The 17246-nt window shown below is 34.2% G+C and carries 17 protein-coding genes and 1 other annotated feature; of the genes, 5 read left to right on the forward strand and 12 right to left on the reverse strand.

The annotated features are described in order from the left end of the window. Nucleotides 1–63 precede the first annotated feature (63 nt). Nucleotides 64–1278 (reverse strand): MFS transporter, encoded by a 1215-nt coding sequence (locus RZ74_RS06680; protein WP_053950622.1) that lies wholly within the window; start codon nt 1276–1278, stop codon nt 64–66. 268 nt (nt 1279–1546) lie between these two features. Here RZ74_RS06680 and pyrF point away from each other — a divergent pair, with 268 nt between their 5' ends. Then, the gene (gene pyrF, locus RZ74_RS06685; RefSeq protein WP_053950623.1) at nt 1547–2266 is read left to right on the forward strand and encodes an orotidine-5'-phosphate decarboxylase; all 720 of its coding nucleotides are present in this window, start codon (nt 1547–1549) and stop codon (nt 2264–2266) included. Then, a complete protein-coding gene (gene pyrE, locus RZ74_RS06690; protein WP_053950624.1) occupies nt 2266–2895 on the forward strand; it encodes an orotate phosphoribosyltransferase in 630 nt (209 codons plus the stop codon). Before pyrF ends, pyrE begins: the two co-directional genes overlap by 1 nt. 22 nt (nt 2896–2917) lie before the next feature. On the opposite strand, the gene RZ74_RS06695 is transcribed toward pyrE, so the two are convergent. The 4 genes from RZ74_RS06695 to cls all read right to left on the reverse strand — a co-directional run bounded on the left by RZ74_RS06695 (nt 2918) and on the right by cls (nt 7002). Beyond that, the gene (locus RZ74_RS06695; RefSeq protein WP_053950625.1) at nt 2918–3700 is read right to left on the reverse strand and encodes an ABC-2 family transporter protein; all 783 of its coding nucleotides are present in this window, start codon (nt 3698–3700) and stop codon (nt 2918–2920) included. Further along, the gene (locus tag RZ74_RS06700; RefSeq protein WP_053950626.1) at nt 3697–4470 is read right to left on the reverse strand and encodes an ABC-2 family transporter protein; all 774 of its coding nucleotides are present in this window, start codon (nt 4468–4470) and stop codon (nt 3697–3699) included. The genes RZ74_RS06695 and RZ74_RS06700 overlap by 4 nt, the downstream gene beginning before the upstream one ends. Further along, a complete protein-coding gene (locus RZ74_RS06705; protein WP_053950627.1) occupies nt 4467–5432 on the reverse strand; it encodes an ABC transporter ATP-binding protein in 966 nt (321 codons plus the stop codon). The genes RZ74_RS06700 and RZ74_RS06705 overlap by 4 nt, the downstream gene beginning before the upstream one ends. Before the next feature lie 118 nt (nt 5433–5550). Continuing rightward, nucleotides 5551–7002, reverse strand: a complete 1452-nt coding sequence (gene cls, locus RZ74_RS06710; RefSeq protein ID WP_053950628.1) for a cardiolipin synthase — start codon at nt 7000–7002, stop codon at nt 5551–5553. Nucleotides 7003–7107: 105 nt separating this feature from the next. On the opposite strand from cls, the gene RZ74_RS06715 reads away from it, so the two are divergent. Then, complete coding sequence (locus tag RZ74_RS06715; RefSeq protein WP_053950629.1) at nt 7108–8070, forward strand: baeRF3 domain-containing protein; 963 nt, start codon at nt 7108–7110, stop codon at nt 8068–8070. Nucleotides 8071–8108: 38 nt separating this feature from the next. On the opposite strand, the gene RZ74_RS06720 is transcribed toward RZ74_RS06715, so the two are convergent. After that, nucleotides 8109–9173 (reverse strand): M24 family metallopeptidase, encoded by a 1065-nt coding sequence (locus tag RZ74_RS06720; protein ID WP_053950630.1) that lies wholly within the window; start codon nt 9171–9173, stop codon nt 8109–8111. A 235-nt stretch (nt 9174–9408) separates the two neighbouring features. Between RZ74_RS06720 and RZ74_RS06725 the strand changes: the two genes are divergently transcribed. Further along, a complete protein-coding gene (locus RZ74_RS06725; protein WP_053950631.1) occupies nt 9409–9798 on the forward strand; it encodes a hypothetical protein in 390 nt (129 codons plus the stop codon). 182 nt (nt 9799–9980) lie between these two features. Here RZ74_RS06725 and RZ74_RS06730 read toward each other — a convergent pair whose 3' ends face one another. From RZ74_RS06730 to RZ74_RS06755, 6 genes are all read right to left on the reverse strand, one after another. Beyond that, nucleotides 9981–10337 carry a DUF1516 family protein gene (locus tag RZ74_RS06730; RefSeq protein ID WP_053950632.1) on the reverse strand — a complete coding sequence of 119 codons (357 nt, stop codon included), beginning with the start codon at nt 10335–10337 and terminating at the stop codon, nt 9981–9983. 17 nt (nt 10338–10354) lie between these two features. Beyond that, the gene (locus RZ74_RS06735; RefSeq protein ID WP_053950633.1) at nt 10355–10543 is read right to left on the reverse strand and encodes a DUF6440 family protein; all 189 of its coding nucleotides are present in this window, start codon (nt 10541–10543) and stop codon (nt 10355–10357) included. Between the two features lie 108 nt (nt 10544–10651). Then, entirely contained in the window at nt 10652–11386 is a 735-nt protein-coding gene (locus RZ74_RS06740; RefSeq protein ID WP_053950634.1) for an amino acid ABC transporter ATP-binding protein, read from the reverse strand. Then, nucleotides 11370–12854 (reverse strand): ABC transporter substrate-binding protein/permease, encoded by a 1485-nt coding sequence (locus RZ74_RS06745; protein ID WP_053950635.1) that lies wholly within the window; start codon nt 12852–12854, stop codon nt 11370–11372. Before RZ74_RS06745 ends, RZ74_RS06740 begins: the two co-directional genes overlap by 17 nt. A 320-nt stretch (nt 12855–13174) precedes the next feature. Then, nucleotides 13175–13404 (reverse strand) — a binding site (T-box leader). Nucleotides 13405–13718: 314 nt separating this feature from the next. Then, nucleotides 13719–15041, reverse strand: coding sequence for a C1 family peptidase (locus RZ74_RS06750; RefSeq protein ID WP_053950636.1), 1323 nt, complete (start codon nt 15039–15041; stop codon nt 13719–13721). A gap of 15 nt (nt 15042–15056) precedes the next feature. Then, nucleotides 15057–16373, reverse strand: a complete 1317-nt coding sequence (locus RZ74_RS06755) for a C1 family peptidase (RefSeq protein WP_053950637.1) — start codon at nt 16371–16373, stop codon at nt 15057–15059. Nucleotides 16374–16685: 312 nt separating this feature from the next. Between RZ74_RS06755 and RZ74_RS06760 the strand changes: the two genes are divergently transcribed. Beyond that, nucleotides 16686–17222 carry a hypothetical protein gene (locus RZ74_RS06760; protein WP_053950638.1) on the forward strand — a complete coding sequence of 179 codons (537 nt, stop codon included), beginning with the start codon at nt 16686–16688 and terminating at the stop codon, nt 17220–17222. Nucleotides 17223–17246: the final 24 nt, after the last annotated feature.

Raw genomic sequence — 17246 nt, forward strand, 5'->3', positions numbered from 1 at the left:
GGGAGGTTTTTTTATTTATATCCATTATACATGAATATTTTATTTTCTTTTTAATAACGCTTATTACTTAGCTAATTCCTTGAATGATGGAATTGTCATCATAGTAATAAAACTGATTAGATATAGTACTGATAACATTGCCATGATCACTAATAATGAGTGGCTTTCCATCAACAAACCGATGATTGCAGGTGAGAATCCACCAATAGCACGACCGAATCCCATGATGAAGTTGTTAGCTGTAGATCTAACTTCTGTTGGGTATAGACGACTTATAACGGCACCATATCCACCATACATACCATTAGAAAAGAACCCTAACACTGTTGATGCAAATAATAGCGTAAATCCATTGAAAGCAAATGTAATTCCGTATACCGCCACTGAAGCGACTAGTAAGAAGATTCCAAACGCTTTTCTAGGACCAATCTTATCTAAAATACTTCCAAATGCTAACATTCCGAAACTCATTCCAATAATAGTTACAATTGTCCATAGTGATGAACCAGCAACACTTAATCCAAGTTTCTTTTGCATAATTGATGGTAACCAGTTAATTAAACCGTAGTATCCAGCAATTTGCACAATTACCATGATGATTAAAGCAACAGTTTGGTATGCTAACTTAGGAGTAGCAAATAACTTCTTTACAGATACCTTAGGGCGTTTACCAGTTTCCATTGTATCAACGAAATCTTGGCTTTCTGTAAGGTTCTTTCTAACTACGAAGGCAAAGAAGATAGGAATAATTCCAATTAAGAATAGTGAGCGCCAACCAAATGCTGGAATCATAACGGCTGCTAAAATAGCGGCTAGCATTGAACCAACTTGACCACCAATTGTGGTTAATGACACTGATTTTCCTAATTGTTTTTTCTTAAATGATTCGGCCACCATAGCAACACCTGAACCATATTCACCCCCGGCACCTAAGCCGACACAAAAACGTAAAATAGCAAAAGTAATGAAATTTTGGGCAAACATAATCCCTGCAGTTGAAATGGCGAAAATGAAAATGGTGTAAGTTAAAATTCTTACACGACCGAAACGATCAGCCAAAAGGCCAAATAAAATACCACCTATCAATGAACCAAAAGTAGTTACCGTAGAAAGCATTCCCGCGGCTGCCGTACTAATGTGTAAACCGATAATAATTGAAGACATTGCGAATGATATGAATGAAATATCCATACTTTCTAGCATTTGTCCAATTGATGTCGATGCCAAAACCCATTTTTGGGCCTTATTCATTGTAGCGTGGTCTTGCGTGTTTTCCATATTCAATTCCTCCAAAAAGAACGCTCGCTGACGTTCCTTATTTTTTTGACATATCTCAATAAGATATTTTATAAAATGATACGCTTAATCTTTTTTTAATGCAACCTAATTTTTTAGGGTTGCTTTATTCAGAAAAAAGCGTATATTGAAATCAGCATATGATTTTAAATTAGTCCAGAGAGGCTAGTAAATCGACGAACGGAATAAGTGAACCCTAATTTGTCGTATAGTCTCTTGGCTATACGATTTTTTTGTTGGAGGAGAACTTATGAAACCAGTATTCATTGCACTAGATTTCGCAGATAAGAAAACTGCCATATCTTTCTTAGAACCCTTTGCAAATATTGACCATCTTGCTGTCAAAATCGGCATGGAATTGTTTTACAAAGAAGGTCCAAGTATCGTCAAAGAATTAAGAAGCCGTGGCATTGAAGTCTTTTTAGACTTAAAGCTACACGATATTCCACACACCGTACAACAAGCCGCTAAACAAATCAGTCAATTAGATGTTCAATACACCACTATTCACGCCTTGGGCGGCAGTAAAATGATTCAAGCTGCAAGATTAGGTCTTGATGAAGGTGCTAAAGCTAGTGGTAATATCGCTCCTAAATTATTGGCAGTTACTCAATTAACCTCCACTTCAGAAGAACAATTAAATCAAGAAGAACAAATTAACGGCAAAATTGATGATTCAGTTACCCACTTAGCTAATTTAGCTCATGACAACGGTACTGATGGAGTCATCTGTTCAGCTTTAGAAGATGAATTTATTCATCAAAAAGTGAATGCAGAATTTATCTGTATCAATCCTGGCATTCGTTTGGCTAATAACAACAAAGATGATCAACAAAGAGTAGTAACACCTGAAAAAGCACGTCAGCTAGGCGCTTATGGAATCGTGGTTGGTCGAAGTATTACCCAATCAGATGCCCCCGTTAAAACCTATCAAGACATTTACAATACGCTCAATGGAGGACAAAACTAATGAATACTCAACAACAAATCGCTTCAGACCTATTAAAAATTGATGCAGTAACCTTGGCACCTAACGACCCATTCACCTGGGCTTCAGGAATTAAAGCCCCCATTTATACCGATAACCGCATCACAATTAGTTTCACAGATGTTCGTGATCATATTGAAACTGGCTTAGTCGAATTAATTAAAAATAAATTCCCCAAAGCAGACGTCATCGGTGGAGTCGCAACAGCCGGAATTCCCCATGCTGCAATTGTCGCAGATAAGATGGACTTACCAATGATTTATGTCCGTTCTAAACCAAAGGATCATGGCCGTGGTAAACAAATGGAGGGTAGTATTGATAAAAGCCAATCAATTGTTTTAATTGATGATTTATTATCAACCGGTAAGAGCGTTTTAAATGCAGCTAAAGCTTTGACAGACGAAGGATATAACGTCATCGGAGTAGTTGCTATCTTCTCATATGAACTACCTGACAGTCGCCAAAACTTTACCGAAGCTGGCATCGATTTCGCAACACTAACTAACTATTCAACAATTATTGAACAAGCGCAAAGTGAAGGCAGTATCTCTGAAGCAGACTTAGCTACTCTTCGCCAATGGCGTGATGACCCTTGGAATTGGGGTAAATAAAAAGGCCGCGTAAGCGGTCTTTTTAGTTCGCTGAAAAATAATGTTTTATCCCTTTTTTCCAAACAAAATAAGATATAGCAAAAAGCAAAATTGTCGAAATAATTAATGATACACAGCTCAAAGGAATAAATCCTAATAGCAATGACTTTCTTACTAAAATCGCAACATTAGAAATCGATAGAATTGGTAAGAAATTCGTTAATATAACCCGTAAAATCTTTGGAAAAAATCTAGCGGGACGCTTGGCAGTATCGTTTAAATCTTCAGGAAACGCTTTGATTGAATTTAAATTGTCTTTCCAAAACGCAAATTCTACTACGATTTGGTTAATTGAGAATAAAAACGCGACCCCAACAATATATACCAAAATTATCCAAATCCATTCAATCCAATTAAAGTGATATTTCATTAAGTAAAAAGCAGTGGCGGGCAAATATACTATTAAGTTAATTAAGCTGGGAAAATCCAATTGCCTTAATGCGTAATACAAAAAAGAATTTATCGGGCGTAATAACGTATAATCCAAATTACCTTGAATGATATCATCAGAAAGAGATTCATGAGCTGCAATAAATAAAAATAAATAGGTATACGTAACCGTTGAAAGACTCAAAATAATTGTTATGTAGTCATTTTGAGAAACTCCGTTAATGGAATTATCAAACTGATAGTATATTCCCACGGCAAAAATATCAATTGCCGTAAACATAAACCCGAAGAGGATTACGAAAAATGATGTCATTCTATATGTTAAAAACTCTTTCATGCTTTGTGCAGCAAGCCTTAAATATAGTTGTAAGTTCACATCCCCACCCCCTCGAATTTGCGAATTCCTTTTTTAAATAACCAAATTGATGAAAATCGTAAAATCAAATACCAAATGGCCAAACTAAAAATATAAATATACATGGTTGTGTTTCCACTATTATTATTTAAAACTACTTGTAACAAGTCACTGGAGACTAATGAAAAAGGAGTGAACCTAACAATATTAAATAAATATTGTGGAAGAATATTTAGGGGAAATAATATCCCTCCTAAAAACAAGTAAAAGCCGTTTAAAATCGGCTCTAATGGCCACATTTGGATTAACCAAAACGAAAGCAAACCGATTAAATACAATAATTCATGCCACACAACAATGGCAAACAATAAATACACAATATTAAACATTGCCATCATTAAATTATTGGTTCCAGTCACTACTAAATAAACAATCATAATCAATATAAATATTAATTTACTGCCGATAAAATTGGCTAAACTTTTACCATTAATGCTAATTGGTCTAATCAGCCATGAACTAATCGTTCCATCCTTCACCTGCTTAGATAGATTAAAAACTGGTTCCATTGTAAATAAAATAGATAATAGCGAGGCTAAAATTAAATAACCAAACATCTCAGTCCTACTATATCCACCAATAATTTTATGATTGGATCCTGCATAAATCGCATTCCAAGTAATAATCGATAATAATACTTGAACTATTCTAGAGAAAATTTGAACCATTAAATTAGATTTGAAGATTAAAACATTTTCGAATCCGTTTAATGCTGATGTGATATATTTCATAATTTATCCTTTTTAAAAATTTGATAAACCGACTCTTCTAAGGAACTATCCTCAATATTTAGAGATGCCAACTCCGATATTTTTAAAGTGATTGTACTATCTTTGGAATAGTTAGAAATGGTCGCATTGCTATTTTCAGTCGAAACATTGGCCCCAGTCCAATCAGTTAACGGAACTGCATTCTTACCACTTAGATGAATCGTTGGCGCTTCAGCTTTTAAATTGTTCAATAAATCCGTTGTTTTGCCATCAAAGGTAATTGCGTGGTTTAACAGAATCAAAATACGATCGGTTATATTTTCAATGTCTCGCATTTGATGACTAATAATTAAAATGGTGACTTTTAATTCTTCATTAACCTGATTAATAAAATCATATAACGCATTTTGACTAACAATATCCATCCCCAAAGTTGGTTCATCTAAAATCAAAAGTTGTGGATTGTGTATTAATGATGCAATTATCTCTAGTTTGGTTTTTTCTCCTAAAGATAATTTTCTGACTGGGTAGTCCTTAACCTTATTCAGATCAAACATTGTTAAATATTTATGTAGTCGTTTTTGATACTCATCATTTTTAACCTTGTAAATATCTCTAATTAGATTAAAAGAGTCCATCGCAGATAGGTTAGGATTTAGCTGATTTTTTTGTCCCATCACAACGCCAATTTCATTTAAGAAAACATAATTATCTGTATCTGTCGTCATATTATTAACCTTTATTTCGCCATCTTGCGGTGCAATAATCCCTGTCATCAGCTTAATCAAAGTGGATTTACCAGCACCGTTGGGACCTAACAAACCCACTTTTTCGCCTTTTTCAATATGAAAAGAAACATCAGATAATACTTCTTTATCAACATATTTTCTATTGAAAAGATCCAGCAATCCACCCTTAAATCCAGACTGCTTTTTAAAAACTTTATAGTTATAAGAGACGTGGTTAACCTCAATATAAGACAAATAAATCACTTCCTTCTAATCAAATTCTAATGTTTTTATAAATTACGGTCAATATAAAAAACGGTTGTCAGAATCTTTGAAACAAAAAAATAGAAGTTCATAAAATGAACTTCTATTTTTATAGAATTGGTGAAAATAGTCTACTGAAAACTTGCTTGAATTTTAACCAATGTGATTGTTTATCAAAGTCTTGATATGTCATTAATGTACTGCTGCGTATATCATTCACATAGATTGAATGTAGTTGCTCGGCAATGCCTTCATCGTACATAAAGGCGTTGATTTCAAAGTTTAACTTAAAGCTTCTAAAGTCCATATTAGCTGAACCAACCGATGCAATTTTACCATCTACTAAAACCGTCTTAGCATGAATAAATCCATCATCATAGAAATAGATTTTAACCCCATACTTAGATAGTTGCTTAGCATAATATTGAGTAGCACGGTAAACAAATGGATGATCAGGCATACATGGAATCATAATGCGGATATCAACACCAGACATAGCAGCTGTTCTAATGGCATCCAATGCACTATCATCTGGAATTAAATATGGTGATTGAATCCAGCAATAATTTTTCGCATTTTGAATCATCTTGATGTAACCTAATTTGATTTGTTGTAAGTCACTATTAGGTCCACTTGAGACAATTTGAATGTTAGTAGAACCTTCTTGATAAACCTGTGGGAAATAAAATCCTTTGGTCTCATCAACGTCAATTTTGTGATCCATGTCAGTAACGTTCCAGTCCAAAATAAATTGGGCTTGTAGATGGTGAACAGCGGAACCTGAAATGCGTAAATGAGTGTCTCGCCAATGACCGAATTTTTTCTTGCGACCCAAATATTGATCACCAATGTTAAATCCACCAATATATCCGTATTTACCATCGATAACGATAATCTTTCTGTGATCTCTAAAATTTAAACGGAAATCCATGACGGCTGAATGAGTGTGTAAAAATGGTTCAGCATATCCACCGACTTCTTTTAATGGATCAAAGAAGTGATGCTTGTTACCCATTGAACCCCAGCTATCGTAGATAACATGTACTTTAACGCCCTCTTTGGCCTTCTTGACTAATTCTTCTAAAAAGCGGTGACCAATTTGGTCATCATAAAAAGTATAAAATTCGATGTTAATTGAACTACTAGCTTTTTGAATATCGTCGATAATGCAATCGAATAAGTGGTTTCCATCAGTAAAAATCTTAACGTGATTTCGACGGGATAAATCTGTAACGTCAGAAGTTTTAAATAGTTTTACTAGTGTTCTATAGGCATATGAAACTTCATCGGCGTTAATTTTTTGGGGATTGTTATGTAATTTGGCTTGTTTTCTTAAAAGATGAAACATTCGTTTATTATCTTTATATTGGAAACGGAATAAGCGTTTTTTAGGTAGCTTTCGACCAACGAACGCATATATTAAGAATCCGAAAACAGGAAGGAATGATAAGACTAACAGCCATGCCCAAGTTGCAGCAATATCACGTTCTTCTCTAAAAACGGTGATTAAAGCAAAAATTTCGTTAATTAAAACAATGATATCAAAAATCGTTATTAGCATTTTATCCCTCCTTTTTATGTTTATAGCAATAATTATAGCACAATATATTTCGCTTTTAGCTCATCATGATATACTATGGTTATATAAAAACTAGGAGGTTAGACCATGACGTCCACTATCGAGCTTAGAAATACTCTTACTTTAGATTACGAAGTAGGACCTTTCATCTCATTATTTGTTTCATTTAATGAAATTAGTAACAAAAACGAATACTTAAATTTAATCGACAAAATCAAAGATGCATTCACTGCAAAACACGACGAAATTGTCTGGCCTAGATACGAAAGAAAATTAAGAAGATTCAATTTTGATCGCGCTAAACACATCGGTAATGGTACTGGTGTGGCAATTTACGTTAGTTTTAAAGCTATTCATTCTTTCGATTTAGCACAACCAGTTAAAACTCAACTTTCCATCGAAGATACTATGAACATTTCACAATTAGTGAAGGAAATTCAAAGCCAATTACATTACCACGTATTGGCGTTATTCGATGATGAATTCAAAGTTTTCCGTGTTGATAATGGTAACTTTAGTGTCGTCAATACACCAAACAAACCACTATCAGTGCTAGTTGATAACGACAAAGAAAAATACTTCAAGTTAGTTGATGAATACGTAAAGGAATTATTTGGTGATGATAACTACTTACCAACTGTTATCGTGGCTAATGATGAAAACCGTCAATTATTCACTCAACTTACTACGCTTAAGAACTTCTCTAAGGACATCAGCTATAACTTTAATGATAAAAATATTGATGCTGAAAAGTTAAATGACATCATTGAACATTTCAATCAATCATTCTTAAACAAGTTAGCAGAAGATAACAACATTAAATACGAATCTGCTAGCAGTAAGCACCAAGTCGCTACTGATCTAAGAGACATCATTTCAAATGCCATCTCTGGTAAGATTGATACTCTATATATTAGCGAAGATGCATACGACAAAACTTTAAATGATTTAGCGATTACCACCATCGGATTTGCTGGGGAAGTAATCATCTTACCTAAGAAACAAATGCCTATGCATTTAGATATCGCCGCAATTACTTTAAAATTTTAAAACAAAACACCCTTGAGTAACTCAAGGGTGTTTTTTATTTATAAAATAATTAATTCTTTTGGCGCACTAGTTAAGACTTTAGGACCTTCAGGAGTAATTAATACGTCATCTTCGATTCGAATACCACCTTTATTCGCTATGTATATTCCAGGTTCCGCTGTCATGATAAAACCGTTATATAACTTATCTTTACAGCTACGGTTAGTAACCGGATTTTCATGAATATCCAAACCAATGCTGTGACCACTTCCGTGATTAAATTCTTTTCCATAACCACGTTCATCAATATAGTTTCTGGCCGCTGCATCAACGTCTTTTCCGTCTACTCCATCAACCATTGAAGCAATCATTGCTTTTTGGGCACCATAAACAACTTCATAAGCGTGTTTTAATTCTTCACCAGGATCACCAATCGCAAACGTTCTAGTCATATCTGATGTGTATCCTTGGTAGTAAAAACCAAAATCGATGGTAACCAATTCATTTGGTGCTAACTTTTTATCCGTCGCATCCCCATGAGGCAATGCACTTCGGTATCCAGAAGCAACAATTGTATCAAAGCTAGGCTTTTGGGCACCGTGATTAACCAAACATTCATGTAAAAAGAAACTAACTTGCTTTTCAGTCATCCCCACTTGCACGTATTTTAATAATTCTTCATACGCTTGGCTGACCAAGTCACACGCCTTTTGAATTTTCGCAATTTCAGTTTCATCTTTAACCACTCTAATTTTTTCAATTAAATCATGTTGTGAAACTAGTGGTAAATCAACCAATTGATTGATTTTGTCATAAATAGCAAAAGGCATTCTATCTTCAAAACCAATATTTTTGCTGCCACTTTTAATATGCTTAGATGCTTCACCATAATAATTAGAATTAATTACGACTTGGACGTCATCTAATTGCTTTTCGCCCATTTCTATTTCATATCTAGCGTCTGTAATTAAGACTGCTTCATCGTCGTTAATTACCAAACATCCATCACCTGCTAATCCACCAAAATCAGCTAAATATTGCAGGTTGAAGGGGTCTACGATAATAAAATTATCGATACCATTTTCCTTCATTTTCGCACGTGTCTTTTCAACTCTTGTTGCCATTTGCCATCACCAATCCTTATATTGTATTGTGGTAGCTATCCCATTGTTTTATCTATAAAATCACAGACTCTTTTTTTGCAATTTTAAACCTATCTGTGAGATAATACAATTGGTGTTATTTGATTTTTAGCACCCATTTAATGACATTATAAATGAAAAAAACTAAACACACTTTTAGATTGTTGTACTAGAATAGTCTAAAACATCATCTGAATTAGGAGAGGATTTTTTAACAATGTCAGACATACAACTAAGACCTATTATTAATCAATGGGCACAAGATTTTAGTGAAGAAATCGTTGACTTACAATCAGTTCATGAACAATTATCAGACGAACAATTTGATAACTTCATGCAACAAGTTAAGGATTTAGAATTACTTACAAATACTGAAACTTACAAGATTATTTACGATGCAGCTAAGAATGATTTAAACTTAAATCATATCGATGATTTAGCTAACCGTATTAATCAACTACAACGCTTAATTGAAATTTGTGGTGAATACAGTGATCAACCAAAATACATTTTATTCGCTAACATGTTCGAAAATGCTGGTCTAGCAACTGACGATACTTTCGCCAGATTAACTTACGCCGAACTTGCATTACAAGATTTTAAATAAGCAAAAAAAAAGAGCAATCCTTAGGGGTTGCTCTTTTTTTGCTTAATAAACTACATCTATATTCTACCAATAATTAATAGTATATGGCAATTTAATGGGCTTTTTACCATCCAAAATACATAAATTTCATATCAATCGAATCTGGTAAACATAAAAAAGAGAAATACAAAGAGTTCTCTTTTTTAGATGAAATTAATAAATGGTCGTCCACCGGAAATAATTAAACCAATGATAATCACCAAAACAAATACTAAAACTAAGCTAACCACTAACCCTCTGGTTAAATGACGTTTAGTCTTTTCAGCATATGACATTTCAATTAGCCCAATTAAAAAGATTGCCATTGCAACTTTTAAAATTGTGAAAGTGGCATCGCGACTAAATGCTTTCATAAATAGCACCGCACCGGTCACAATAAAAACTAGATAACAAATCCTAGTCATCATCATATAAGGCTTATAACCACTCTTTTTAAGCAAAGAAACGCATACTAATACAATTAGTAGCATCGCAAAGATTAAATGTACCCATAAAAACATGGTGGAATCCCCCTCGATTACTTATCTTTTTCTTTATGTTCGTAATCGTCATCAATTTCAGCTGGGTCCACGAATAATGTTCCATCAGGATTACGTAATGGAGTTAATGTACTTCCATAGCCACCGTATTCAACACCGGTTCTTTGATCAATGTAAATTGATACTCCTGTAAATGATTCTTCAACTAATTTAAAACGTTTAGACAATTGATTTCCTCCTCGGATTAATTCAAAAAGTGTCATTGATACTTTTATTGTACAAAATAAAAAAGGAATAATCAAAAAAGGCTTACCTTATGGTAAGCCTTTTTTCATTTAAATCATTTTACTTAAGAAACGTTGTGCATTTTCAGTTTGTGGGTTATCGAAGAAATCTTCAGGAGATTGCTTTTCCTGAATCTTTCCTTCATCCATAAACCAAATTTCATCAGAAACGTTTTTCGCAAATTCCATTTCGTGAGTAACGATAATCATTGTCATGTCTTTTTTAGCCAAATCTTTCATTACTGAAAGGACTTCACCAACTTTTTCTGGATCCAATGCAGATGTTGGTTCATCAAATAGCATTACTTCTGGGTCCATTGCTAATGCACGTACAATCGCGATACGTTGAGCTTGACCACCAGATAGACTACTTGGATAAACGTTGGCCTTATCATCTAATCCAACTGTTTTTAGTAGTTCATGCGCTTGTTTTTCAGCCGCTTCTTTACTCATATTTTTAACCTTAATTGGTGCTAATGTGATGTTATCGATTACGGTTTTATTATCAAACAAGTTAAAGCTTTGGAATACCATTCCAATGTGAGTTCTTAGTTGGGTTAACTCTTTATCAGTACTTGATACTAAGTCTTGACCATCTAATAAAACTTTACCGGAAGTTGGTTCTCCTAGCATGTTAATGCAACGTAGGAAGGTACTTTTACCAGCACCAGATGGTCCTAGTAATGAAATAACGTCACCTTTGTGCACTTCAGCATTAATATCTGAAAAGATAGTATTTTCTTTAAATTTTTTGGTTAGGTTTTCAATCTTAATCATTGGTTCCATGGCTGATCTTCCCTTCTAAGTGTTTCATAATTCTTGAAATTGTAAATGTAATAACGAAGTAAATTACCATAATGACTGCGATAGGTGCGACCCCTTGGTAGGTATCTGCTTGAACCGCTCTCATTTGATACATTAATTCACCAACACCGATTACAGAAGCTAGTGAACTATCTTTAATCAAAGTAACTAGTTCGTTTCCAAGTGCTGGCCAAATGTTCTTAAACGCTTGTGGTAGTACAATGTATTTTATTGATTGATGTTTAGATAAACCTAGTGATAATGCTGCTTCGCTTTGACCATCAGAGATTGAATTAATTCCCCCTCTAATAATTTCAGCGACGTAGGCCCCAGAGTTAATCGAAATAGCAATAATTCCAGAAGTTAGTGCTGGCACGTTAACGATAGTGCCTAAACCGAAGTAGATGAACATAATTTGTACTAATTGTGGTGTACCACGAATAAATTCAATGTAGCATACGGCAATTGCGTGTAATAACCAGTTGTGACTAAGTCTCATTAGGGCGAAAATTACACCTAAAATGATTCCGAAGAATACTGATACCACTGAGATGATCATTGTGTATTCGATACCTGAAATGAAGAACCCTTTGTATTGCCACATGCTAACAGCTGAAGAAGTGTGCTTATTATCTGCTAAATATTTAGCTGCTTCTGGAACATATTTTTTGATGTATAAGTTATGACTAGTAACTTTTTTAATGGTCTTGTTAGCAGCATCTACAAGTCCTTTTGCACCTTTAGCAAAAGCAACGTTGTTGTTACTACTTACGCCTTTCATCTTTGCATCGATGATTTTTAATCCAGTGTTATGTGAAGCATAGGCTTTAGCCACCGCTGTATCCATTGGAATGGCATCAATTTTTCCTGATTTCAAAGCTAAGATTAAATCATTAACGTTTTCCATTCCTTTTAGATGAGCAGTCTTAACACCTTTTTTAATTTCATCGTATTGAATTGTACCGACTTGAGCACCAACATTTTTACCTGCTAGATCTTTATATGACTTAATTTGGCTAGCATCCTTGTCATTAATAATTAGACTTGTATCTGATGAGTAGTAAGATTTACTAAAATCAACACTCTTAGCTCTTTGTGGGTTTTCATTCATCCCCGCAATTACCATGTCCACTTTTTTAGTTTGTAGAGCAACTAATAGTGAATCGAATCCCATTGATTTAACTTTTAATTTAACACCTAAATCTTTAGCGATTTGTTTACCTAATTCAATATCAGCACCGTATACGTGTGAACCACCGTCATCCTTTCCAATAAATTCATATGGTGGGTAATCAGGGGAAGTCCCCATAACTATGTATCCTTTTTGTTTAATTTGTTGAACAGAGTTATCTGTAGATGAAGCAGAAGCATTAGCAACTCCAAACATCATTGTAAAAATTGATAAAACTAACATCAATAAAGATGTAAAATATAATTTCTTTGAATTCATAAAATCCCTCTCCTTTTTGTTTCACGTGAAACATTTTTAATAAAAAACGCCCTCTAGACTACTGTCTAGAGGACGAATAAATCGCGGTGCCACCTCAATTTCTAACATTCTCACGAATGCTAGCTCACGAAGTTAAATAACTTCTACGTTAACGCCGCCAACGTTTCTTCTACTCATTTCGAAGAACATTCTCAAGTACGATTAATTAAATGTCATTATTAACTCTCATCAATGTTAAATTCTCTGTAAATGATTGATTTAATTAAATTCTTGATCTAATTTCTTTTTATTAAACTAAAAAAGTCCCCTAGGAATAATTCCTAGAGGACGAATATATCGTGGTGCCACCTCAGTTTCTGATGTTTTCGCAAACATCAGCTCACAAAGTTTTTACAAACTTTAACTATAACGCGTTAACGGTTAATTCTACTCATTTCGAATTAAAACTCATAGGTACGATTTAATTACGATTATCCTTAGCTCTCACCAGGTTTTACTAAGTTCTCTGTAAATAACTAGCGTAATCAAAATTCCTAATCATCGTTTGTTTATTAATTTTAGGTATAAAAAAATCCTCTTGGAATAAGGTTTCCAAGAGGACGAATAAATCGTGGTGCCACCTCAATTTCTAACACTCTCACGAATGATAGCTCACGAAGTTAAATAACTTCTGCGTTAACGCCGCCTACGATTTTTTCTACTCATTTCGAAAAATGACTCTCAGGTACGATTTAATTATCGTGATACTCCTTCTCACCTGTTCAGAGCTTTCTGTGAAACACTCAATAATTAAAATTCCTGTTCAACGTCTATTTGATTGTCACTAATATTAATACTGTCTAATAAAAAATGCAACCCTTTAATTTATTCTAATGAATCCCAAGGGTCTAATTCGATAGAAGATTGGCTTAATAGCGCGGTTTGTTCGCTAGATAAATATTTTTTATTTACGACTAATTCGTAAACATATTCATCCATCCAACCATCATCCATGATGTAATATCCGTTCACACCATTCTTTTCACCCCATGAATTTTCAACCTTCCATTTAGTTGGTTTATCATCGACTAAATCGACACCAGTTAGTGCTGTCGCATGAGAAACTTGAGCTTCATGATATTCTAAACGATCTTTTTTAGACATTGATAGATCGACATCGAATAATTCATCGTAATGATATAGGTTTTCAGCTAAAAATCCTTTTTGACGGTCTGATTGTCTTGCAATATCGTTAGCAAACCAAACTGCTTTACCATCTTTTAGTTGTTCAATCGCTGCATTCTTTAAATCTTCCATTGGTAGGTTTAAAAATTCGATTTTTCTACCACCAACAACGTTTTCTTGTGATGCTAAACGATACATCTTTTCATAGTCCTTATCAGGAGAGTTACTTAGGACTACGTAATCGTCTAAATCAGCGTCACTAAAGTATTTTTCGTAGAATGATTTAGGAGTTAAATCACGATCAATGTGATAATTACCCTTATCATCCCTATATTCAAAATCAAAAGTCTTTGGTGGAACTCCTAGTGAAAAGACAGCAATCTTGTAAACTTCTGCCAGCATTTGTTCACGAGCTTCGTGAATATCTTCTTCACTAACTTTGTCTGCCACCATGTTACGTAATTTCATCGCATCTTTGTGTAACTTGTAATCCAAAATGTCGTTTAAGTCCCCTGTACTTTCTGAAACAGCTGTTTCAGAAAAAGCAGTTGTAGGAACAACTCCATATTTTTGGACCAACGAAACAGCCATTGCCCATTGGCCACCATCAGCACCAGGACCAGCTAAATAAAATTCAACTTCACGGTCGTCTAATGGCTTATCAGCAGTGTTAATAATACGGTCAAAGAAAATGTTAGCACGTTCAATCTTATCCCAGAAGAATAAGTAGTTTTGTGACAATTCAAAATCTTTAACATCATATTTTTCACCAAATTGGTGTTTTAAAGTATTTAATAACGCAAACATCCAGCAACGACCTGATTGTTTTTGGTTTGATACTTTCCCAGTTTTTATTTCAACAGAAAAAACTGGATTTAATTTTTCAATTGCTTGTGCATCATAGGCTACATTGTTAATTCCGTTTTCAGTAACAGAACGTTCTAACACACGATTAATAGTATTTTCGTTATATGCTGATCTAAAATCTTTTAAGTCTTCAACAGTAATCTTTGTTTCAGTCATTGTAAACACTCCCTCCTATAATGCTTCCCATGGTTTCAATACGATTGGTTCCTTGTCTAATAATGCCTTTTGAGCATCAGTTAGATACTTTTTATTTACAATTAATTGGAAGACATTGTTATCCATCCAGTTGTCAGCCATTACGAAGTAACCTTTTTCACCGACTTTTTCACCCCATGAGTTTTCGACTTTCCATTTAGTGATTTTGCCATCAACAATATCAACACCAGTTAAAGTCATTGCATGGTTAGGAATGTTATCTAGATATTCTAGACGTTGACCCTTTGTCATATCTAAATCAATATCAAATAATTCGCCACGACGATATAAGGTATCATCTAAAATACCAACTTGGCGGTCTGATTGTTCAGAAACGTTATTAGCAAACCACATTGTTTCACCGTCTTTTAGTGATTCAACAGCAGCTTGTTTTAAAACATCCATTTCCACGTTTAAGAAATCAACATGCTTTCCACCAACGACATTATCTCCCGCAGGATGTAAGTATAATTGGTCCATCTTCAAGTTAGGATAGTTCCCTAATACTGTGTAATCATCTAAGTTAATTTCAAAGTATTTATCAAAGAATTCTTTAGGTGTGATGTTAGCATCAACATGGTAGTTTTGCTTGTCATCACGGTATTCGAAGTCGAATGTTTCACGTGGAACACCACATGCATATCCAGCAATTCGATATACTTCCTTCAACATTGCATGGCGTTGTTCTTTAATTTCAGCATCGCTCTTATTAGCGTGAACCATGTCACGTAAGACCTTAGCATCACGACGTAACTTACGATTTAAAACTTCTTTTAAGTCAGTTGTATTTTCAGTCACGTTGCTTTCAGGGAATGCTGAGGTAGGTGCTACTCCATATTTTTGCACTAATGAAACAGCCATTGCCCATTCACCACCATCAGCACCTGGTCCTTCTAAGTACCAACGGACTTCACGGTCATCAAATGGCTTGTCTGCTGTATCAATAATGCGGTCATAGAAAATGTTGGCACGTTCTACTTTGTCCCAGAAGAATAAGTAACTTTGTGATAATTCAAAATCCTTTACATCATATCTCTTAGCAAAGTCATGCTTTAACACATTTAATAGTGAGAATAACCAGCAACGGCCGGATCTCTTTTGATTTGAAACCTTACCAGTATCTACTTCAATTGAGTAGGTACGGTTTAATTTGGCGACCGCTTGGTTATCCTTAACAGTCTTATTGATCCCATTTTTCATAACAGAACGTTGTAATACCTTGTTCTTAGGATCTTTATCATATTGTTCACGCATAGCGTCAAAATCAGCTTGCGTTAACTTAGTTTCTACCATAATTGCACCCCTATTCTTGATTCCATATCATTTATGATAGTTAAAATAGCTTGTTTTAACAAACATTTAGCTAGTTTTATGTATGGTTTTGATGGATTAAAATTAATCCCATCACTATTTTTAAACTAGAAAAAATGTATCTAATCATTTTCTAATTTAAATTTAATTATATATTACTAAGATTGCTTGTCAACTTATACCAATTTAGATAAAAATGCTTAAAAATCAATAATTTCAGTTGATATTTTCTGATTTACTGGTACATTTATAGTATAGATAATTTACAGATAATAATGGAAAAGAAGGAACATCATGAACAAAAAAATTGCAACTGCTCTTGTTGTTGTTCTAGCAACCTTTGTAATGTTTACTACAACCAAGGCATCAGCTGCCGAAACATACACTAATAACAGCGAATTCACTAACGTTTATAAATACATCAAACAACGTAAAGGTTTCACTATGAAACGTTTCAGATACTTCAAACGCGTGGGTAAGAGCCGCGTGGGCGGTCGTGTCCACTATAATGGTTACGATTTCTTATTCGTTCCTAAGCTAGGTGGATATGTTCCAGAATATCAATTACGTAAAATCATGCCTCGTAAATCAGATGGAACTGGTAGCTTAGCTAACAATTCTGTAACGATTAAGGTTAAAAAGAAAATTAAAACATACAAAACTAAGACCAAGAAGAACAAATCAGTTAAAACAGTGGTTGTAAGTAAAACCATCACCATTACTAAGAATGATGATCAAAAGAATAACCAAAGTACAAATGCTAATAACCATAAAACTAACACTTCTACAGTTACTAGCGATTCATCTAACAATCAAACTGCTAAGAAATAAAAAAGCACTCGAATTTAATCGAGT

Source organism: Apilactobacillus apinorum, assembly GCF_001281175.1.
GTDB lineage: Bacteria > Bacillota > Bacilli > Lactobacillales > Lactobacillaceae > Apilactobacillus > Apilactobacillus apinorum.